The organism is Streptomyces sp. NPDC002994, from assembly GCF_040611155.1.
In the GTDB taxonomy this organism is placed as follows: domain Bacteria; phylum Actinomycetota; class Actinomycetes; order Streptomycetales; family Streptomycetaceae; genus Streptomyces.
Genome location: NZ_JBEXNQ010000001.1, coordinates 119,160 through 139,458 on the forward strand (window position 1 = coordinate 119,160; position 20,299 = coordinate 139,458).

Genomic DNA, 20,299 nt, shown 5'->3' on the forward strand with positions numbered 1-20,299 from the left:
GTACGAGTGCCCACAGGGCCCGTCAACGGTTTGGCCGCAGGAGATGCGGAAGCGGTTCGACAGGGTGGTGAGCCGCGCGGTCAGCGAATCAGGCCCTGAGCACGCAGTTCACCGTTCACGAACGCGGCGTACTCGGTGGCCCCGCGCACGGACGTGTGGGTGTTGTCGCGCTTCTCGTCGTACAGGTACAGGGCTTTGGAGGACTGGGGGCCGAGCTCCTCGACGCGCCTCTTGGTGAGGGCCGTGAGGTCGATCAGTGGTACGTCCGCGTCGGCCGCCAGGGCGCGGATCTCGGCGGGGAGGTCGACGCCGAGGCCGTTGACGAGGAGCGCGGTGCCGTTGTCGAGCGTGCCGTCGGGGTTGAACCACCGGCGCACGATCGGGGTGACGAGCACGGGCCGGCCACCCTTGGCACGAACCTGGTCGACCATGGTGGCGAGGTTGGCCCGGTAGGTGGCGGCCGGGGTCTGCTTGTCGTTGTGGGCGAGCTGCACGAGGACGAGGTCACCTCGGCGCACCCGCGCGAGGGCGGCCGGGAAGAGCGCGGGATTGTCGAGCACCGACTGCGAACCCTCCCCCGAGTCGGCGTAGTTGGCGACGGCGATGCCTCGTTCGAGGTACTGGGGCAGTTGCTGCCCCCAGCCCGCGTACGGCGCACCCGGCTGGTCGCACACGGTCGAGTCGCCGACCAGCACGACTTTGCGTGCGCCGGGCGCCGGGGTGACGCGCACTGCGGCGAGCTCCGGCGACGTACCACCGACGACGAGATCGAGTCCGGGGCTGCCGGCCGGGCCCGTGGGCTCGCCCTCGGGTTCGCGTACGTCGACGGTGAAGGTGCGGCGCATCCGCTGCCCGGGGGCGGTGGGCGTCTCGGTGAGCAGGGACCGGCGCGTCTCGGCCGTGACGGAGGTACTGCCCGCCTGCGCACCGCCGAGCGTGAGGGTGACGTTGTACGTCCCGGGCGGGACGTCGACATGGCACATCACGGGGGTGCACTCCGGTGTGGCGGCGTGGGCGTGGGCGTGGGCGCCGGGTGCAGCGGCGAGTGCGGTGATGGTGGCCGTAGCCAGGGCGAGAAGGCCGGCTGCGGGGCCTGAGCGGCGACGCATCAGGGCCTCCCGCCGAGTATCCGGACCGGGCCGTCGGCGACGGGGACGCCGAAGTCGGGGGTGCCGTCCGGCTTCCAGCGGAGCCGCTGGATGCGGGTGTGGCGGTTGGGGTCGTGCAGCGGGTCGCCGGTGATCTCCTTGTACTGGCGGGCGTGGTAGACGATGACGTCGGTGCGGCCGTCCTCGGCGACGGTGAAGGAGTTGTGGCCCGGGCCGTATTGGGCGGTCGTGTCGTTGCTGGTGAAGACGGGGACCGGGGACTTCTTCCAGTTGCCCGGCGCGAGCAGGTCGGCGTTCTCGTCGGCGGTGAGCAGGCCGAGGCAGTAGTTCGCGTCGGTCGCGCTCGCGGAATACGTCATGAAGAGGCGGCCGTTGCGCCGGATGGCCGAGGGGCCTTCATTGACCTTGAATCCGATGCGCTCCCAGGCGTACTCCGGTGTGGTGAGGCGGACTTGGGGGCCGGTGAGGGTCCACGGGTTCGCCATGCGGGAGAGGAAGACGCCGGTGTTGTTGTCCATTCCGGGTTCGTGCTGAGCCCAGGCGAGATAGCGGTCGGAGTTGTGGGTGAAGGTGGTGGCGTCGAGCGAGAAGGTGTCCCAGGCGGTGGTGAGCCGGCCCTTCTCGGTCCAGGTGCCGCGGAAGGGGTTGGGGTTCTTGTTCTCGAGCACCCAGATGCGGATTTTCCATACGTCGTCGGCGGGCGCGGCGGCGAAGTAGATGTACCAGGCGCCGTTGATGTGATGGATCTCGGGCGCCCAGATGTGCGCGGCCATGTCGCCGGTGGTGTGCCGGCGCCAGATGACGGCCTCTTCGGCCGTCGCCAGGCCGGCGAGGGTGTGGGAGCTGCGCAGAATGATTCGGTCGTACTCGGGTGCGGTGGCGGTGAAGTAGTAGCGCCTGTCGGTGTGGCGGTGGATGTGGGGGTCGGCGCGTTGGTGGACGAGTGGGTTGGTGGGGGTGGCGGTGCCGGCGGCGTGGGCGGTTCCGGCGGCGGCGGGCACGGTGGCCACGGCGCCCAGGGCGAGGGCGCCTCGTAGCACGCCTCTGCGGGTGGGTGGGGGTGGTGTCTGACTGGAGGTCACAGTGGTTTTCCCTTCCGGTTGTTCGACATACCGAATGGCGTACGAGATCCTGTGCAGCGGAGACGGTAATGGGGTGTTGGCTTGGGCACCAGCCCCTGGGGGTGCGGGTGTGGTGCTTGATGTTCGAGATCTCGAACCTTGAACTTGATTTCGAACGGATTACGTCCGGAAGTCTTGCGGGAGGGTCGGGGGCGGGGTTAGCGTCCGGCACTGCTACCGGCGTTTCCCTGCGGGGCTTTTCCCCGACCCGCCCCTTCCCGCAACTGGGGCTCCGCCCCAGGCCCCGCTCCTCAAACGCCGGAGGGGCTGGAGGGTGCCGCTGAGCGGGGATGCGTCCGCTGCGCGGCACATCCAGCCCCACCGGGGAAATCCAGCCCGTCCGGCGTTTGAGGACACGCCCGTAGGGCGTACGGGGTCGGGGGGCTTGCCCCAGTTCGGGAAGGGACGGGTCGGGGAAAAGCCCGCACAGCCCACCCACCCGAGAGGACTCACCTTGCGACGCCCTCGCGTTCTGTTGCCACTGCTGGCCCTGGTCATAGGTTTGGCCGCCGCACCCGCCGGCCCCGCCCACGCCACCGATGACGACACCACCGCCACAGCCACCGCCGCCCGCGAACTCACCGTCCACAACCTCGACGACGTACGCGGAAACCTCACCCTCCCCACCGCCGGCACCCACCGCACAGCCGTCCGCTGGGCCTCGGCCGACCCCGGTGTCGTCGACACCACCGGTCTCGTACACCGGCCGAAGCACGGCAAGGGAACCCGCACCGTCCAGCTCACCGCGACCGTCACCCGTGGCGAGGCCCGGGCCCGGCGGGCGTTCACGGCTACCGTTCCGGAGCTGCCGAAGAAGCGGAAGTACACCGGTTACGCCTTCAGCTACTTCACCGGCGAGGGAACCGCCGACGGCGAACAGGTCCGCATGGCGCTCAGCCGCGGCAACGACCCGCTCCACTGGCAGGAACTGAACGGCGGAAAGCCGGTGCTCACGTCCACCCTCGGCACCAAAGGGCTGCGCGACCCGTTCATCATCCGCTCGCCCGAGGGCGACAAGTTCTATCAAATAGCCACTGACCTGCGGATGTACGGCGGCACCGGCGGCAGTTGGGACCAGGTCCAGCGCACCGGCAGCAAGTCCATCATGGTCTGGGAGTCCACCGACCTCGTCCACTGGACCGACCAGCGGCTCGTGAAGGTTTCCCCCGACACGGCCGGAAACACCTGGGCCCCCGAGGCGTACTACGACGACAAGCTCGGCGCGTACGTCGTCTTCTGGGCGTCCAAGGTCTACGCTGCCGACGACCCGGCCCACACCGGAAGCACGTACAACAAAATGCTGTACGCCACCACACGCGACTTCCACACCTTCAGCGAGCCCAAGGTCTGGAACGATCCCGGCTACTCGGTCATCGACTCGACCGTGATCCGGCACGACGGCAACGGCACCTACTACCGCTTCACCAAGGACGAGCGGAACAACTCCTCCACCACCCCCTGCTCCAAGTTCGTCACCGCCGAGAAGTCGGCCGATCTGCGCTCCACGTCGTACGACTTCGTCGCCGACTGCATCGGCAAGGGCTCGATCGCGCGCGGTGAGGGCCCGACCGTCTTCAAGTCCAACACCGAGGAGAAGTGGTACCTGTTCATCGACGAGTTCGGCGGCCGCGGTTACATCCCGTTCGAGACCACCGACCTCGACTCGGGCCGCTGGACGATGTCGGAAAACTTTGCCCTTCCCGCGAGCCCGCGACACGGCACAGTGCTGCCCGTCACCAAGGCGGAGTACGACCGACTGCTCGGCGCGTACACGCCCTGACGTCAACCTCCCCTCCCGCCAAGGAAGTTCTTCTGCCAGAAGCATTGACGAAACATGGGCACGGACTTAGCTTCATCGCGTCGTACTTCGTACGTCATATATGAGACGCCATACGCGAGATATGTGAGTCCCCATGGCTTTCGCTCCTCCGAGTCCGATCCCCTCCCGCACGCAGTACGTGCTGGAGGGGATCAAACACGCCATCCTCACCGGCGGCCTCAGCCCGGGCCAGGCCCTGGTCGAGACTGAACTGGCCGCCCAGTTCGGCGTGTCGAAGACTCCGGTGCGCGAGGCCCTCAAGACCTTGGCGGGGACCGGCCTCGTCGTCATGAACCAGTACAAGGGCGTCACGGTACGGACGGTCGACGCCGCCATGGCCCGTGAGGTGTACGACGTACGGCTGCTCCTCGAACCGGAGGCTCTGCGCCGCACCATCACCTCCCGCGCCTCCCTGGAAGCCGCCCGCGAGGCGCTCGTCCAGGCCGAGGAAGCGACCGACCAGGCCGAACGCTCCCTCGCGAACCGGGAGTTCCACCGCGCGCTCTATCTGCCCTGCGGCAATCCGCTGCTCGCCAGGATGCTGGACGAGGTACGCGACCAGGCGGCCCTCGTCTCGACCGTCGCCTGGGCCGCCGTCCCGTCCTGGAAGCAAGAGGCGGGTGAGCACCTGGAGATTCTGCGGCTCGCGCTCGACGGTGACGCCGAGGGCGCCGCGCGCGCCCTGCACACCCACATCGCCGACTTCGTACAGCGCGCCTTCCCGGAGGGGGACCCCGTATGACCAGCACCAGCACTGGCACCGGCGCCGACTTCTCCGCTCTGCGCAGCGCGCTCGCCGACGTCGTGGCGATCCCGGTGACGCCGTTCACCGCCGACGGCTCCCTCGACGTCGCCGCCCACCGGGCCCTGCTGGGCCGGCTGCTGGACGGCGGCGTGGGGACACTGACGCCGAACGGAAACACCGGCGAGTTCTACGCCCTCACCCCCGAGGAACGCCGTGCCGTCACCGAGCTGACCATCGAGGAGGCTGACGGCCGCGCCACCGTCGTCGTCGGCGTCGGACACGACGTGCCGACCGCCGTCGCCGCCGCCGAACACGCACGGGACGCCGGCGCGCACATGCTGATGGTGCATCAGCCGGTCCATCCGTACGTATCGCAGGACGGTTGGGCCGACTACCACCGTGCCATCGCCGAGGCGGTACCGGAGCTCGGAGTCGTCCCGTACATCCGCAATCCGCTGCTGAGCGCGGAGAGCCTTGCCGCGCTGGGCGACGCCTGCCCCAACGTCATCGGCGTGAAGTACGCCGTGCCGGACGCGGCGCGCTTCGCCGCCTTCGCGCGGGACGCGGGCCTGGACCGCTTCGTCTGGGTCGCCGGGCTCGCCGAGCTGTACGCGCCCCCCTACTTCGCGGGCGGCGCCACCGGCTTCACCTCGGGGCTCGTCAACGTCGCCCCGTCGGTGTCACTGGGGATGCTCGACGCGTTGCGCGCCGGGGACTACCCCGCCGCCATGAAGACCTGGGAGCAGATCCGTACGTTCGAGGAGCTGCGGGCGGCCCGCCAGTCCGCCGACAACGTCACGGTCGTGAAGGAGGCGCTGGCGTCTCTCGGACTGTGCCGCCGCGATGTCCGCGCACCGAGCCGGGTGCTCCCGGAGGACCGGCGCGCCGAGATCGCGGAGCTGATAGCCGGGTGGTCCGTGTGACTGACCGCATGAGGGATCCGGAGAGCCTGCGCAGCCATCAGTGGTACGGGACCGAAGGCCTCCGGTCGTTCAGTCACCGCGCCCGCACCCGCCAGCTCGGCTACCTCCCCGAGGAGCACCTGGGCAAGCCGGTGATCGCGGTCCTCAACACCTGGTCGGACATCAACCCCTGCCATGTGCACCTGCGGGACCGGGCGCAGGCGGTCAAGCGCGGAGTGTGGCAGGCCGGGGGTTTCCCGCTCGAATTCCCGGTCTCCACCCTCTCCGAGACCTTCCAGAAGCCGACGCCCATGCTCTACCGGAACATGCTGGCCATGGAGACGGAGGAACTGCTGCGTTCCTACCCCGTCGACGGCGCCGTGCTGCTGGGCGGCTGCGACAAGTCGACGCCCGCGCTGCTGATGGGCGCCGCGTCCGTCGATCTGCCGGCCGTCTTCGTCCCGGCCGGACCGATGCTGCCGGGCCACTGGCGCAACGAGGTGCTCGGTTCCGGTACGGACATGTGGAAGTACTGGGACGACCGGCGGGCCGGGCTGATCGGTGACGCCGAACTGGCCGAGCTGGAGAACGGTCTCGCCCGCTCCCCCGGCACCTGCATGACCATGGGGACGGCTTCCACGCTGACCGCCGCCGCCGAGGCGCTGGGTGTCACCATGCCGGGTGCCTCCTCCATCCCGGCCGTGGATTCCGGGCACGACCGGATGGCCGCGGCCTCGGGCCGCCGGATCGTCGAACTCGTACACCGCGATCTGAAGCTTTCGCAGATCCTGACCCGGCCCGCGTACGAGGACGCGGTCGCGACCGTGCTGGCGCTCGGCGGATCGACGAACGCCGTGATCCATCTGATCGCGATGGCCGGCCGCTCCCAAGTGCCGCTCGCTCTCGACGACTTCGACCGGATCGCGCGGACGGTCCCGGTGCTGGCGAATCTGCGGCCCGGCGGCCAGTACCTGATGGAGGACTTCCACTTCGCGGGCGGGCTACCGGCGTTCCTGGCGCAGCTGACGGACGTACTGCATCTGGACCGGCCCACCGTGGCGCACGACTCGCTGCGCGAGCAGCTCGCCGGTGCGGTGGTGCACAACCCCGAGGTGATCAGGCCGCGTTCGAAGCCGCTCGCGGAGGAGGGCGGGGTCGCGGTCCTGCGGGGCAATCTCTGTCCGGACGGTGCGGTGATCAAGCACATCGCCGCCGAGCCCCGCCTGCTCAAGCACACCGGCCCGGCGGTCGTCTTCGACGACTACAGGACCATGCAGCGCACCATCAACGATCCGTCTCTCGGCATCACCGCCGACACCGTGCTTGTGCTGCGCAACGCCGGCCCCAAGGGCGGTCCCGGAATGCCGGAGTACGGGATGCTGCCGATCCCCGACCACCTGCTCAAGGAGGGGGTGCGGGACATGGTCCGGATCTCCGACGCCCGTATGAGCGGCACCAGTTACGGCACGTGCGTGCTGCACATCGCACCCGAGTCGTACGTCGGCGGACCGCTCGCCCTCGTACGGACCGGAGATGCGATCACCCTCGATGTCGCGGCCAGGTCGCTACAACTTGATGTGCCGTACGAGGAGTTGGAGCGTCGCCGCGCCCAGTGGGTGGAGCCGCCCGCGCAGTACGAGCGTGGCTACGGCGCGCTGTACAGCGAGCAGATCACCCAGGCCGACACCGGCTGCGACTTCGCGTTCCTGTCCCGGCCGGGTGAAGTGCCCGACCCCTACGCGGGCTGACCCGCCTCCGCACCCCTCTCTATTTGTTCGAGATCTCGAACAACATCCGGCAAGCGCTTCACACCCGCACCGAGAACGGAGAAGCAGTCATGGCCTCAGCCGCCTCAGCCGTGGCCAGAAAGCCCAGGGCGCCAGGGCGCCGCGTGGGAGCACCGCCCCGCCGGCTCCCGTATCTGCTCATCGCGCCCGCCGGGCTGCTGATGCTGGGCTTCATCGCCTATCCGGTCATCAGCGTCTTCTACTACAGCCTTCAGCACTACAACGTCACCAAGCCGTGGCGCAACGGCTTCGCGGGCTTCGACAACTTCACCCGCATCTTCACCGACGACCCGCAGTTCTGGACGACTCTGGGCTTCAGCGCCCGCTGGGTCGTCGTCCAGGTAGGGCTGCAACTCGCCCTGGGACTCGTCCTCGCGCTCATCGTCAACCAGACCTTCATCGGACGCGGTATCGCCCGCGCCATGGTCTTCTCGCCCTGGGCCGTGTCCGGAGTGCTGACCACCACGATCTGGATGCTGCTCTACAACCCCTCCACCGGCGTCAGCCGCTATCTGGCGGACGCGGGCATCGGCTCGTACGGCACCTCGGTCCTCTCCGACACCGGCACCGTCTTCTGGGCGGCGGTCCTCGCCGAGCTCTGGCGCGGCGTCCCCTTCTTCGCGATCCTCATCCTCGCCGATCTGCAGTCCGTCCCGAAGGAGCTGTACGAGGCGGCCTCGGTCGACGGGGCGAACCGGCCGCGGCAGTTCCTCCACATCACCCTGCCGCACCTCAGGGACGCGATCGTCCTGGCCACGCTGCTGCGCGGCGTCTGGGAGTTCAACAACGTCGACCTGCTCTACACCCTCACCGGCGGCGGACCGGCCGGCGTCACCACCACCCTGCCGCTGTACGTCGCCAACACCGGCATCGAGGGCCACGACTTCGGCTACGCGTCGGCGCTCACCACGGTCGCCTTCGTGATCCTCCTCTTCTGCTCGATCCTCTACCTGCGCCTGAGCAAGTTCGGAGGCGACACCAAGTGACCGCAGCACTGGCGGAGAAGGGCGCACGCGAGGCCCTGCCCGCTCCCGACCCGACCGCCGCCCCGCCGGGGCGCGGTATACGCCGCAGCCCCAGGCGCGAGCGCGCCTTCGACGACGTACCGCGCTGGCAGATCTACCTGCCACTCGGCCTCTACCTGCTCTTCACCCTCGTCCCCTTCTACTGGATGGTCCTCTTCGCTCTGCGGCCCGCCGGATCCACTTCGCTGGTGCCCTGGCCGCTGACCTTCGAGCACTTCGAGAAGGTCTGGAACGAGCGCAGCTTCGGGATGTTCTTCGAGAACAGCATGATCGTCGGGGTGGCGACCCTCGTCATGACGACCGGGATCGCGCTGGCGGGCGGCTACGCCCTGGCCCGCTTCGAGTTCCGCATCAAGAGCGGCTTCATGCTGGCGCTGCTGTGCTCGCAGTTCATCCCGGGCGCGCTGATGCTCGTACCGCTCTTCGAGATCTTCAAGAACCTCCAGATGATCAACTCCCTGGGGAGCGTCATCATCGCGGAGACCGTCTTCCAGCTGCCGCTGTCGATCATCCTCATCAGCGGCTTCATCAAGAACGTGCCGGTCTCGCTCGAGGAGGCCGCCTGGGTGGACGGCTGTTCGCGCTTCCGGGCGTTCTGCGCCGTGGTGCTGCCGCTGCTGCGGCCGGGACTGATCGCCGTCGGCTCCTTCGCCTTCGTACACAGCTGGAACCACTTCCTGTTCGCCCTGATGTTCCTCAGCGAACAGGACAAGCAGACGATCCCGGTCGGCCTCAACACGCTCATCGGCGCCGACAGCGTCGACCTGGGCGCGCTGGCCGCGGGCGGTGTCATCGCCGCCGTACCGGTGGTGATCGTCTTCGCCTTCATCCAGAAGTGGCTGATCACCGGCTTCAGCGCGGGCGCGGTGAAGGGTTGACATCCTCCCCCTCGTGAACGAGGGGGATTCCTCACTTCGCAGTGAGGGTTTCCTGCTTCGCAGCAAGTTGCCCCGTCCGGGAGGACTCCCGTTGAGGTCTTACACCCGCTCCACAAGCTGCAACCGCCAATCCGGCGGCCAGAATGTTGCATGCCGCGTTCACGTCGCGGTCATGCGTGGTACCGCAATCGCACGTCCACTGGCGGACGTTCAACGGCAGTTTCTCTCGGATCGTGCCGCATGCGGAGCACAGTTTGGTGGAGGGGAACCAGCGGTCGATGGTGACCAGGTTCCTTCCGTACCAGTTGCACTTGTACTCCAGCATGGAGCGCATGTCGGTCCAGGCCGCGTCCGAGATGGCGCGGGCCAGACTCTTGTTCTTGACCATGTTGCGGACGGTCAGGTCCTCGATCACGATCGTTTGGTTCTCACGAACGAGCCGAGTGGTCAGCTGGTGCAGGAAGTCCCGGCGCCGGTCGGCGATCCGGACATGGATCTTGGCGGCCTTGATGCAGGCCTTGTCCCGGTTACGGGAGCCCTTCTCTTTCCTCGCCACGGCCCGCTGGGCCTTGGCCAGACGGGCGCGGTCCCGTCGCTCATGCCGGGGGTTGGCGATCTTCTCCCCGGTGGACAGCGTCACCAGACTGGTGATTCCGGCGTCGATCCCGACTGCCGTGTCCAGCGTCGGCAATGGCTTGACGGACGCGTCCTCACACAGCATGGACACGAACCAGCGACCCGCACTGTCCTGGGACACGGTCACCGTGGACGGCTCGGCCCCTTCGGGCAGAGGCCGGGACCACACGATCGCGAGTGGGTTCTTCATCTTCGCGAGCGTCAGCACACCGTCGCGGTACTTGAACGCCGACTTGGTGTACTCCGCACAGCGGCGGGTCTTCTTCTTCGACTTGAACCGGGGGTACTTCGCCCGGCCCTCGAAGAAGTTCGAGAACGCGCCTTGCAGATGCCGCAGCGTCTGCTGCAACGGTACCGACGACACCTCACAGAGAAAGGCCAGCTCTTCGGTCTTCTTCCATTGCGTCAGCATCGCCGAGGTGGCGTTGTAGTTCACCCGCTCCTGACGCTGGAACCACGCCACCGTGCGGGCGTCCAGCGCCAGGTTGTAGACCTTGCGGACACACCCGAACGTACGCGACAGCTCCGCCGCCTGCTCGTTCGTCGGGTGGAAGCGGAACTTGAACGCCCGCTTCACCAGCTCGGTCTTCACATCTCACTAACCACCAGACCCGTTAATAGGACACGGAAAGCCAGAACGGATACGCGCCGAGCCTCCGCCGCTTCACGGCTCCGGGCCAAGGACGCGTGTCCTCCCCGAGCTGAAGCACGGGGTATCCACGCAAGGAGCTTGGGATGAGCCTGCCCGTCGTACTCGCCGGGGCGCGCGGTCACGGCCGCTCCCATCTCTACAACGTCCGCCGTCTCGAACAGCTGGGTCTCGCCCGGCTCGCCGGGATATGCGAGCTGAGGCCGCTGGACGCCGCCGAGCTGGAAGGCTTCGGCAGCCCCGAGCAGTCCGCGGACTTCGGCGCGCTGCTGGATTCCACCGGCGCCCGGATCGCGATCATCTGTACACCCATCCACACCCACACCGACCTGGCGCTGGCGGCGGCGGAGCGCGGCGTACACCTGCTGCTGGAGAAGCCGCCCGCGCCGTCGTACGCCGAGTTCGAGCGGATGGCGGACGGCGTACGGGCGGCCGGCACCGTCTGCCAGATCGGCTTCCAGTCGCTCGGCTCGCACGCCGTCCCCGCGATCCGCGCGCTGATCGCCCAAGGCGCGATCGGCGAGCTGCTGGGCGTCGGCGCCGCCGGTGCGTGGGTGCGGGACACCGCGTACTTCACCCGGGCCCCGTGGTCGGGCCGCCGGCGCATCGGCGCCATCGATGTGGTGGACGGAGCGCTGACCAATCCGCTGGCGCACGCGGTCGCCACTGCCCTTGCCGTGGGCGGAAGTTCGCGGTCCGAGGATGTGGCAGGCATCGAGTCGGAGCTGCTGCGCGCCAATGACATCGAGTCCGACGACACCTCCTGTGTACGGATCACGACGACGGCCGGACTACCGGTCACCGTCGCCGCGACGCTCTGCGCCGAGCAGCCGGGTGAGCCGTACGTCGTCGCCCACGGCGACCTGGGCCGGATCACCTTCTGGTACAAGCAGGACCGGGTGCTCGTGCAGCGCGCGGGGCACGGACCGGAGGAGTTTCTGCACGGCAGGACGGATCTGCTGGAGAACCTGATCCTCCACCTGACGCAGGACACACCGCTCCTGGTACCGCCGGAGCTCACGGGCGCGTTCATGCGGGTCGTCGAAGCGATTCGGCTCGCTCCCGATCCGGTCCCGCTGCCCGCGTCCGCCTGGCGCACCGCACCCGGTGAGTCGTCGGCGCCGCGCCGCATCGTGTCCGGTGTGGACGGTGTGGTCGCCGCGAGCGCCGAGACCCTGACCCTCTTCTCCGAACTGGGCGTCCCCTGGGTGCCCGCCACCGAGGTGAGAACACCGTGAACACCTTGAACACCGCGAACTCCTCGCACACACTGCTCTGTTCGGGTCGTCCCGTCGGCCGCTACACCTTCAGCCCGACGCTCGCGCCCCATCTCTCGGCGCGCCCGTATCTGCACCCCGTCTCGACGCTCGGCGGTGTGGCGGTCACCGAGGAGATGCCTGAGGACCACGTTCATCATCTGGGGGTGGGAATCGCCGTGCCCGATGTGGGGGGCGCCAACTTCTGGGGCGGGCGGACGTACGTACGCGATCAGGGTTCCGTGGAGCTGGACAACCACGGCTCCCAGGTGCACAGGGGATGGAAGCTGCGCGACCCGGACGGCTTCGTGGAGGAGCTGAGCTGGCGGACCGGCAGGGACTGCTCGGCCGAGCTGCTGCGTGAGCACCGCACGGTCGCCGCCACCGAACTGGACGGCGTGGCCTGGGCGCTGGACTTCACCTTCTCGCTCACCAACACCTCGGGCGGCGACCTGTCCATCGGCAGCCCGGCCACCAACGGCCGGGCGGGCGCCGGGTACGGCGGCTTCTTCTGGCGTGCGCCGAAGCAGGCCGCGGCGCCGCTGGCGTTCACCGCGAACGGGGAGGGCGAGGAGGCGGTGCACGGGCGGACCGCCGACTGGCTGGGGCTGGCGGGGCAGGGCTGGACGCTGGTCTTCGCCGGGGCGACCGCCGAGACCCGCCGCGACCCCTGGTTCGTACGGACCGGGGAGTATCCGGGGGTGGGCTCGGCGCTCGCCTGGGCGGAGCGGCTGCCGGTCCCCGCCGGGGCGACGGTCGTACGCCGCCTGGTCACGGTCGTGGCCGACGGCGTCCTGGACCGGGAGGCCTCGGCGGCGTACATCAGCAGGGCGGTGGGCTCGTGAGCCGGCCGTGGACCGCCGACCGGGGAGACGGCACGTACCGCAATCCGGTGCTCGCCGCGGACTGGTCCGATCCGGATGTGCTGCGGGTCGGCGAGGACTACTACCTCACCGCTTCCAGCTTCGGCCGGGCGCCGGGGCTGCCGCTGCTGCACTCGCGTGATCTCGTGAACTGGTCGTTGATCGGGCACGCCCTGGAACGGCCGGCTCCGGTCGGTGAGGGTGAGTTCAGTGAGGGTGAGTCCGACGGACCGCGGCACGACTGCGGGGTGTGGGCGCCGTCCCTGCGCCGCAGCGGCGGCCGGTTCTGGATCTTCTGGGGCGACCCGGACCGGGGCATCCACCAGATCAGCGCGCGGGACATCCGGGGGCCGTGGACCCAGCCGCACCTGCTGAAGGCGGGAAAGGGGCTGATCGACCCGTGCCCACTGTGGGACGAGGAGACCGGTGAGGCGTATCTCGTACACGCCTGGGCCAAGTCCCGTTCGGGGGTGAAGAACCGGCTGACCGGCCACCGGATGAGCCCCGACGGGCGCACCCTGCTCGACGAGGGCAAGGTGATCGTCGACGGGGACCGGATCCCCGGCTGGTTCACCCTCGAAGGGCCGAAACTGTACCGCCACGACGGCTGGTTCTGGATCTTCGCGCCGGCCGGAGGGGTCGAGACGGGGTGGCAGGGGGCGCTGCGGTCGCGGGACTTCTTCGGCCCGTACGAGGAGAGAGTCGTCCTGCGGCAGGGGGACACGGACGTCAACGGGCCGCATCAGGGCGGCTGGGTGCGCACGCAGACCGGGCAGGACTGGTTCCTGCACTTCCAGTCGCGCGGAGCGTACGGCCGCGTGGTGCATCTCCAGCCGATGCGCTGGGACGACGCGGGGTGGCCGGTGATCGGCGACGCGGGCGAGCCCGTGTCCGTACATCCCAAGCCTGATCTGCCGCCGCAGCCCGTGACGGCACCAGTCACCGACGACTGCTTCCCGGGCGGGCGCTACGGGCGGCAGTGGCAGTGGACGGCCGGGCCGGATGCCGGATGGACCGTGCCGCACTCCGGGGACGGGCTGCTGTCGACGTGTGTACGGACGGCCGACGCGCACGACCTGCGCAGGGTGGCGAATGTGCTGGTGCAGCGGTTTCCCGCGCCGGAGTTCACCGCGACGGTCGACCTGACGCTCAGCAGCCGGGCGCTGGGGGCGAAGGCGGGGTTCGCCGTGCTGGGCGACGCCTTCTCCTGGATCGGTCTTGAGCGGGGCGCCGACGGCGGCGTACAGCTCGTACACCGGTACGCCGAGACAGTGGCCGAGAGCGAACGGGACGCGGAGTACAGCCGCCCCGTGCCCGCCGGTTCAGGGGGGCGGGTGCGGCTGCGGATCGAGGTCTCGGCCGGGGCGCGCTGCCGGTTCTCGGCCGACACGGGCGACGGTTTCCGTCGCTCGGGGGAGGTCTTCGTGGCCGTGCCGTGGCGGTGGGTCGGGGCGCAGCTCGCCCTGTTCGCGACCGCGCCGCCCGGGGCCAGGCCCGCCGGCACCGCACTTTTCACGAACTTCCGTACCTCCAAGGAGTCGCAATGACGCACACCGAGAGAGAAGAGCAGCCCATGAGAACTTCCACCGGACACCGCGATCGCGGGAGGCGCACCGCCACCGCAGTCGCGATGGCGACCGTGCTGGCGCTGACCGGCGCGGCCTGCGGGGACGACGGCAGCGGCGACACGGGCAACGAGGGTTCGGGCAAGGGCGAGATCACCTTCTGGGACAACAACGGCGGGCCCCGCACCGCGATTTGGAAGGAGATCATCAAGGACTTCGAGGCGGCGAACAAGGACATCAAGGTCAAGTACGTCCCGATCCCGATCACCGATGTGCAGTCGAAGTACGACACGGCGATCGCGGGCGGCGGCCTGCCGGACGTGGGAGGCGTGGGTACGGCGTACCTCTCCGGCATCGTCGCGCAGAACGCGCTGGAGCCGGTCGGGGCCCGGATCAAGGACTCGGCACTCAACGGCAAGCTGGTGGAGTCGATGGTGGAGGGCGTCAGGACGGCCGGCGGGCGCGGGGACGAGATGTACTCCGTACCGACGTCCGCGAACAACGGCACGCTCTGGTACCGGACCGATCTGTTCAAGGCGGCGGGGCTCGAGGCGCCGAAGACCTGGGACGCGTTCTACACGGCCGCCGAGAAGCTGACCGACGCGGAAAAGAACGCCTTCGGGTACACGATTCGAGGAGGCGCGGGGTCGGTCGCCCAGGCGTTGGACGCGATCTACGGGCAGTCGGGCATCACCACGTTCTGGAACGGCGACAAGACCACGGTCAACGACCCGAAGAATGTCGCGGCGCTGGAGAAGTACGTCGGGCTGTACAAGAAGACGACGCCCGAGGCCGACGTCAACAACGACTTCGCCAAGATGGTCGCCCAGTGGGACTCCGGCACGATCGGGATGCTCAGCCACAATCTTGGCTCCTATCAGGACCATGTGAAGGCGCTGGGGGAGGAGAAGTTCGCCGGCATACCGAACCCGACCGGTCCCGGCGGCACCCGGGTCCAGGTGTCCAACCCGGTGGACGGCCTCGGCCTGTTCAAGGCGAGCGAGAACAAGGCCGCGGCGTGGAAGTTCATCGAGTTCGCGGCATCGCACGAGTCGAACAGCAAGTGGAACGAGGCGGCCGGCGCGATCCCGGCGAACACCGACGCGGCGAAGGACAGCTGGATCAACGAGTCGGAGCCGACGAAGCTCGGCGCGCAGTCCCTCACCGACGGCAGCACCAAAATCGTGCAGCTGCCGTACTACCTGCCGGACTGGAATTCGATCACCAAGGCCGACAACGAGCCCGAGTTCCAGAAGGTCCTGCTCGGGAAGTCCACGCCCAAGGCGTTCCTGGACAAGGTCGCCGGTGAGCTGAACGAGGCGCAGGCCGAGTGGAAGCAGCAGAACAAGTGACCAGCCGCCGACGCGCGCTGGCGATGCTCGCCGCCGCGCTGCCGCTCGCCGTGGCCGGCGCCCCGTCGGCCGCGGCGGCGGGCGCGCGAGAACCCCGAGGAACTCACCGTATGCGAAACGTCTTCATCGCCGGAGACTCCACCGCCGCCGACAAGTACGCCTCGGCGGCGCCCGAGACCGGGTGGGGCATGGCGCTCCCCTTCTTCCTGTCGCACAAGCTCAGGGTCGTCAACCACGCGGTGAACGGCCGCAGTTCGAAGAGCTTCATCGACGAGGGCCGACTGGAACCGATCCTGGAGGCGATACGCCCGGGGGACTTCCTCCTCGTCCAGTTCGGCCACAACGACGAAAAGCGCGAAGACCCCACCCGGTACACCGAGCCGTGGTCGACCTACCAGGAGCATCTGCTCCGGTACGTCGACGGGGCGCGCGCCCGCGGCGCGCGCCCGGTGCTGCTGACTTCCGTGGAGCGCAGGCGGTTCGACGCGGCGGGTACGGCGCTGGCGACGCACGGCGAATACCCGGAGGCGATGCGGGCACTGGCGGCGGCGCGGGACGTACCGCTGCTGGACATCGCGGCACTCTCGCGCGCCCTGTGGCAGAAGCTCGGCCCCGAGGCGAGCAAGGCGTACTTCCACTGGCTGGCGCCCGGCGAATCACCCAACTACCCGGACGGCGTTTCGGACAACACCCATTTCCATCCGCCCGGCGCCATTGAGGTGGCCCGGATGACAGCACGCGCACTGGCGGACGAGAAGGTGCTGAGCGCGCACGAACTGCGCCGGCTGACCGCGGAGATCCCCGAATCCTGGCTGACCTGGCACGAGGAGCCGTAATGCGGAAATTCAGAACTGCCTTGGCCGCCGCGGTACTGGCACCCGGCCTGCTCGCCGCCGCCCCGGCTCCCGCCGCTGCCCCGAGGGCCCACGTCCTGCCCGCGAACGACGGCTGGGCGTCGGCCGACGGCGGCACCACGGGAGGCGCCGGGGCCGACGCGGCCCACACGTACACCGTCGCGACCTGGGACGAGTTCAAGAAGGCGCTGAAGGACGGCGGCGACGCGCCGAAGGTCATCCGGGTGCGCGGCACGCTCGACGGCCTGGGCGGCAAGAGCTGCGAGGACTTCGCCACCGGCGGCTACACCCTGGACGCGTATCTGGCGGCGTACGACCCGAAAACCTGGGGCACCGCCCAGCCGTCGGGCCCCCAGGAGGAGGCCCGTGCCGCCTCGGCCGAGGCGCAGGGCAAGCAGATCAAGGCGTACGTCCCGGCGAACACGACGATTGTCGGCCTGGGGCGTGGCGCGCGGGTGCTCGGCGGATCCCTCCAGATCAAGGACACCGACAACGTCGTGGTCCGGGGCCTGACCTTCGAGGACGCCTTCGACTGTTTCCCGCAGTGGGACCCGACGGACGGTGACGGGGGCGCCTGGAACTCCGAGTACGACAACCTCGTCGTGTACGGCTCGACGCATGTCTGGATCGACCACAACACGTTCACCGACGGCCGCCGCCCGGACAGCGAACAGCCCTTCTACTACGGCCAGTTGTTCCAGCAGCACGACGGGGAGCTCGATGTCGTCAGGGGCGCCGACCTGGTCACCGTGTCCTGGAACGCCTTCACCGACCACGACAAGACCCTGATGATCGGCAACAGCGACAGCGCGGGCGCGACCGACCGCGGCAAGCTGCGGGTCACCCTCCACCACAATCTCTTCCGCAACATCGTCGAGCGGGCGCCGCGCGTGCGGTTCGGCCAGGTCGACGCGTACAACAACCACTTCGTGGTGGCGACGCAGGGGTACGCGTACAGCTTCGGCATCGGTCTGGAATCCCAACTGGTGGCGGAGAAGAACACGTTCGCGCTGCCCGGCGGTGTGAGCGCGGCGCAGATCCTGAAGAAGTGGAAGGACGCGCCGGTCACCACGAAGGACAACTACGTCAACGACGCACGGACGGACCTACTGGCCGCCCACAACACGGCGAACCCCGGAAACCCGCTGCGTGGGGACGCGGGCTGGACGCCGGTCCTGCGCACCCGGGTCGACCACCCGAGGGTCGTCCCGACGCTGGTGACGGGGAGGGCGGGCGCGCGCCACCTGCGCTGACAGCCTCCCGGCACGCCCCGGCCCCTCCCGAGCGCGAAATCCAGCCCGTGTGGACTCCGGCGTGAGGGGGCGGGCGCGCGCCACCTGCGCTGACTCTCCCCCTGCGGCAACTCCCAGCCCGTCCGGCGTTTGAGGACACGCCCGAAGGGCGTCTGTGTTGACTGGGGGGTTGGGGGCTTGCCCCCACCACGCGGCGGAGCCGCGAAATGTCACAGCGGGAAGGGGCGGGTAGGGGAACGCGCCGCAGGCAACCCGCACCACCCCGCACCCGCGCACCGCACCACGCCCGCACCAGACCCACCCCGCCAAGGAGCCCGCATGCCCGCACCCCACCCCACCCGCCGCACCGCACTCCTCACCGCCGCCGGCATCGGCATAGGCACCGCACTCCCCCTCACCGGAGCCGCGCCCGCTACCGCCGCCCCACACCCCTTCGGCCCGTACGGCTCCCCCACGCGCCGCCTCAACACCCGCACCCTCTACGTCGACCCGCACGGCCGCGGCGACCACCCCACTGTGACCTCAGCCGTCGCCGCAACCACCGGCGCCGGCTGGACCCTGATCCTCGCCCCCGCCAGGTACCGCGAAACAGTCACCGTCCCCGCCGACCGCACCGGACTCACCCTCCTCGGCGCCGCGGCCGACCCCCGCGACACAGTCATCGTGTACGACAACGCCGCCGGCACGCTCAAGCCCGACGGTACCCCCCACGGCACCGCGGGTTCGGCCACCACCCTCGTCCAGGCCGACGGCTTCACCGCCCACCGGATCACCTTCGCCAACGACTGGCTGCGCGCCGACCACCCCGACATCACGTCAGGCACCCAGGCGGTCGCGATCCGCGTGCTCGGTGACCGCGGCGCGTTCCACCACTGCCGCTTCCTCGGCCACCAGGACACCCTGTACGCCGATACGCGCTCGCTCGCCGTCACGGCCCGCCAGTACTACGCCCACTGCCACATCGAGGGTGACGTGGACTTCGTCTTCGGCCGGGCCACCGCCGTCTTCGAGAGCTGCCGCTTCCACACCCTCGACCGGGACGTCGGCTTCACCCCGTACGGCTTCGTCTTCGCCCCCTCGACGGCAAGGGCCACCGCGCTCGGCTACCTGGCCACGCGCTGCCGCATCACCAGCGCCGCACCCGACCGGGCGTACAAGCTCGCCCGCCCCTGGGTGCCGAGCTCCGATCTCACCGCCCGGCCCTCCCTCGTCGTACGTGACACCTGGCTGGGTCCCGGCATCGACGCCGCCGTTCCGTACGCCACCATGCGTGACGCCCACCCGTGGCAGGACCAGCGCTTCGCCGAGTACCGCAACAACGGCCCCGGCTCCCGGGTCACCACTCCCGCCGAGCGGCCGCAACTGACGGCGGAAGAGGCCCGCGCACACACGCGCGGGACCTACCTCGGCGACTGGGCGCCTGCGCCCACCAGTTGACGTCTACCACGTCCGCGTGCGTCACGGCTTGAGGATGAGCTTGCCCCGCGCGTGCCCCGCCTCGCTCAGCTCCTGCACCTTCGCCGCGTCCGCCAGCGGGAACACCTCGGCGATCCGTACGTCCAGCCGGCCCTCGGCGGCGAGACGGGCGTGCTCGGCCAGCCCGGCGCGGAGGGCCTCCGGGTCCGTACCGCCGCCCGAGAAGACGACGCCGTGGTCGGCCGCGTTCGGGTCGGCGATGGTGACGACACGGTCGGCCGAGCCGCCGAGCAGCTCGATCGAGTACGGCAGGACGCCCTGGCCGGCGGCGTCGAAGACCGCGTCCACGCCCTGCGGTGCGGCAGCCCGTACACGCTCGGCGAGACCGTCACCGTACTGAACCGGAATCGCACCGATCGACCGCAGATACTCGTGGTTGGCCTCGGACGCCGTACCGACGACCGTGATGCCCGCGGCCACCGCGAGTTGTACCGCGACCGAGCCCACCACGCCTGCCGCGCCGTGCAGCAGCAGCACCTCGCCGTCCTTCACCCGCAGCAGGTCGAGGACGCGCTGGGCCGTCTCGCCCGCCACCGGCAGGGACGCCGCGCGCTCCCAGGACAGCCCGGCGGGCTTGGCCACGATGTGACCGGCCAGCGCGTACTCGGCGTACGCGCCCGTCGTCGTCCACCCGAGGACCTCGTCACCGACGGCGGCGTGCGTGACGCCGTCTCCCACCGCGTCGACGATCCCGGCGAACTCCAGGCCGGGGACGGCCGGGAACGTCGTCGGGTAGAACTCCTCGACCAGTCCGTACCGTCTCTTGTAGTCGACCGGGTTCACTCCGGCCGTCACCACCTTGACCCGGACTTCGCCCGCGCCGGGCTCCGGCTTCTCCACCTGTCCGTGGCGCAGCACTTCCGGGCCACCGAACGTCTCGTACACGATCGCTTCCATGACTGACTCCCCGCTGACGCTGATCGGTTGATGGCTCAAGCCTCCGCCTGCGGGGTGTCGGATCCGGCCCGCCTTTCGACTAGTCCGACCTGCCCGAAAGACCAGCCGCGCG

Annotated in this window: 16 protein-coding genes and 1 pseudogene; 13 read left to right on the top strand and 4 right to left on the bottom strand. The window is 69.5% G+C overall.

From position 1 onward, the window contains the following. Positions 1-80: 80 nt before the first annotated feature. The gene (locus ABZX79_RS00540; protein ID WP_355249633.1) at positions 81-1,109 is read right to left on the bottom strand and encodes a rhamnogalacturonan acetylesterase; all 1,029 of its coding nucleotides are present in this window, start codon (positions 1,107-1,109) and stop codon (positions 81-83) included. Beyond that, positions 1,109-2,191, bottom strand: a complete 1,083-nt coding sequence (locus tag ABZX79_RS00545) for a glycoside hydrolase family 43 protein (protein WP_355249634.1) — start codon at positions 2,189-2,191, stop codon at positions 1,109-1,111. The genes ABZX79_RS00540 and ABZX79_RS00545 overlap by 1 nt, the downstream gene beginning before the upstream one ends. A 580-nt stretch (positions 2,192-2,771) precedes the next feature. Here ABZX79_RS00545 and ABZX79_RS00550 point away from each other — a divergent pair. The 6 genes and pseudogenes from ABZX79_RS00550 to ABZX79_RS00575 form a co-directional block, all read left to right on the top strand. Beyond that, positions 2,772-4,001, top strand: a pseudogene (locus ABZX79_RS00550) (glycoside hydrolase family 43 protein); the annotation flags it as partial. Positions 4,002-4,143: 142 nt separating this feature from the next. Continuing rightward, complete coding sequence (locus ABZX79_RS00555) at positions 4,144-4,791, top strand: GntR family transcriptional regulator (RefSeq protein ID WP_355249635.1); 648 nt, start codon at positions 4,144-4,146, stop codon at positions 4,789-4,791. Continuing rightward, positions 4,788-5,717, top strand: coding sequence for a dihydrodipicolinate synthase family protein (locus tag ABZX79_RS00560; protein ID WP_355249636.1), 930 nt, complete (start codon positions 4,788-4,790; stop codon positions 5,715-5,717). Before ABZX79_RS00555 ends, ABZX79_RS00560 begins: the two co-directional genes overlap by 4 nt. Positions 5,718-5,725: 8 nt before the next feature. Then, positions 5,726-7,444 carry an L-arabinonate dehydratase gene (araD, locus tag ABZX79_RS00565; protein ID WP_355250034.1) on the top strand — a complete coding sequence of 573 codons (1,719 nt, stop codon included), beginning with the start codon at positions 5,726-5,728 and terminating at the stop codon, positions 7,442-7,444. A gap of 89 nt (positions 7,445-7,533) precedes the next feature. Further along, positions 7,534-8,469 (top strand): sugar ABC transporter permease, encoded by a 936-nt coding sequence (locus ABZX79_RS00570; protein ID WP_355249637.1) that lies wholly within the window; start codon positions 7,534-7,536, stop codon positions 8,467-8,469. Positions 8,470-8,504: 35 nt separating this feature from the next. Next, the gene (locus ABZX79_RS00575) at positions 8,505-9,386 is read left to right on the top strand and encodes a carbohydrate ABC transporter permease (protein ID WP_355250037.1); all 882 of its coding nucleotides are present in this window, start codon (positions 8,505-8,507) and stop codon (positions 9,384-9,386) included. 31 nt (positions 9,387-9,417) lie between these two features. Here the strand turns inward: ABZX79_RS00575 and ABZX79_RS00580 are convergent, their stop codons facing one another. Next, positions 9,418-10,614, bottom strand: coding sequence for an RNA-guided endonuclease TnpB family protein (locus ABZX79_RS00580; RefSeq protein WP_355249638.1), 1,197 nt, complete (start codon positions 10,612-10,614; stop codon positions 9,418-9,420). 143 nt (positions 10,615-10,757) lie between these two features. Between ABZX79_RS00580 and ABZX79_RS00585 the strand changes: the two genes are divergently transcribed. From ABZX79_RS00585 to ABZX79_RS00615, 7 genes are all read left to right on the top strand, one after another. Continuing rightward, entirely contained in the window at positions 10,758-11,909 is a 1,152-nt protein-coding gene (locus tag ABZX79_RS00585) for a Gfo/Idh/MocA family oxidoreductase (protein WP_355249639.1), read from the top strand. Then, positions 11,906-12,772: a PmoA family protein gene (locus tag ABZX79_RS00590; RefSeq protein WP_355249640.1), complete on the top strand. Its 867-nt coding sequence runs from the start codon at positions 11,906-11,908 to the stop codon at positions 12,770-12,772. The genes ABZX79_RS00585 and ABZX79_RS00590 overlap by 4 nt, the downstream gene beginning before the upstream one ends. Further along, positions 12,769-14,337: a family 43 glycosylhydrolase gene (locus ABZX79_RS00595; RefSeq protein WP_355249641.1), complete on the top strand. Its 1,569-nt coding sequence runs from the start codon at positions 12,769-12,771 to the stop codon at positions 14,335-14,337. Before ABZX79_RS00590 ends, ABZX79_RS00595 begins: the two co-directional genes overlap by 4 nt. Before the next feature lie 26 nt (positions 14,338-14,363). Further along, a complete protein-coding gene (locus tag ABZX79_RS00600) occupies positions 14,364-15,707 on the top strand; it encodes a sugar ABC transporter substrate-binding protein (protein ID WP_355249642.1) in 1,344 nt (447 codons plus the stop codon). 23 nt (positions 15,708-15,730) lie between these two features. Next, complete coding sequence (locus ABZX79_RS00605) at positions 15,731-16,543, top strand: rhamnogalacturonan acetylesterase (RefSeq protein ID WP_355250039.1); 813 nt, start codon at positions 15,731-15,733, stop codon at positions 16,541-16,543. Then, positions 16,543-17,814, top strand: a complete 1,272-nt coding sequence (locus ABZX79_RS00610) for a pectate lyase (RefSeq protein WP_355249643.1) — start codon at positions 16,543-16,545, stop codon at positions 17,812-17,814. Before ABZX79_RS00605 ends, ABZX79_RS00610 begins: the two co-directional genes overlap by 1 nt. 318 nt (positions 17,815-18,132) lie before the next feature. Beyond that, positions 18,133-19,251 carry a pectinesterase family protein gene (locus ABZX79_RS00615; protein WP_355249644.1) on the top strand — a complete coding sequence of 373 codons (1,119 nt, stop codon included), beginning with the start codon at positions 18,133-18,135 and terminating at the stop codon, positions 19,249-19,251. Between the two features lie 21 nt (positions 19,252-19,272). Here ABZX79_RS00615 and ABZX79_RS00620 read toward each other — a convergent pair whose 3' ends face one another. Continuing rightward, the gene (locus ABZX79_RS00620) at positions 19,273-20,187 is read right to left on the bottom strand and encodes an NADP-dependent oxidoreductase (protein ID WP_355249645.1); all 915 of its coding nucleotides are present in this window, start codon (positions 20,185-20,187) and stop codon (positions 19,273-19,275) included. Positions 20,188-20,299: the final 112 nt, after the last annotated feature.

What these genes read in the sequence shown, in the direction of transcription:
- ABZX79_RS00540 (WP_355249633.1), bottom strand. Translation starts at nt 1,109, where the DNA reads ATGCGTCGCCGCTCAGGCCCCGCAGCCGGCCTTCTCGCCCTGGCTACG.
- ABZX79_RS00555 (WP_355249635.1), top strand. Translation starts at nt 4,144, where the DNA reads ATGGCTTTCGCTCCTCCGAGTCCGATCCCCTCCCGCACGCAGTACGTG.
- ABZX79_RS00560 (WP_355249636.1), top strand. Translation starts at nt 4,788, where the DNA reads ATGACCAGCACCAGCACTGGCACCGGCGCCGACTTCTCCGCTCTGCGC.
- araD (WP_355250034.1), top strand. Translation starts at nt 5,726, where the DNA reads ATGAGGGATCCGGAGAGCCTGCGCAGCCATCAGTGGTACGGGACCGAA.
- ABZX79_RS00570 (WP_355249637.1), top strand. Translation starts at nt 7,534, where the DNA reads ATGGCCTCAGCCGCCTCAGCCGTGGCCAGAAAGCCCAGGGCGCCAGGG.
- ABZX79_RS00585 (WP_355249639.1), top strand. Translation starts at nt 10,758, where the DNA reads ATGAGCCTGCCCGTCGTACTCGCCGGGGCGCGCGGTCACGGCCGCTCC.
- ABZX79_RS00600 (WP_355249642.1), top strand. Translation starts at nt 14,364, where the DNA reads ATGAGAACTTCCACCGGACACCGCGATCGCGGGAGGCGCACCGCCACC.
- ABZX79_RS00605 (WP_355250039.1), top strand. Translation starts at nt 15,731, where the DNA reads ATGCTCGCCGCCGCGCTGCCGCTCGCCGTGGCCGGCGCCCCGTCGGCC.
- ABZX79_RS00610 (WP_355249643.1), top strand. Translation starts at nt 16,543, where the DNA reads ATGCGGAAATTCAGAACTGCCTTGGCCGCCGCGGTACTGGCACCCGGC.
- ABZX79_RS00615 (WP_355249644.1), top strand. Translation starts at nt 18,133, where the DNA reads ATGCCCGCACCCCACCCCACCCGCCGCACCGCACTCCTCACCGCCGCC.
- ABZX79_RS00620 (WP_355249645.1), bottom strand. Translation starts at nt 20,187, where the DNA reads ATGGAAGCGATCGTGTACGAGACGTTCGGTGGCCCGGAAGTGCTGCGC.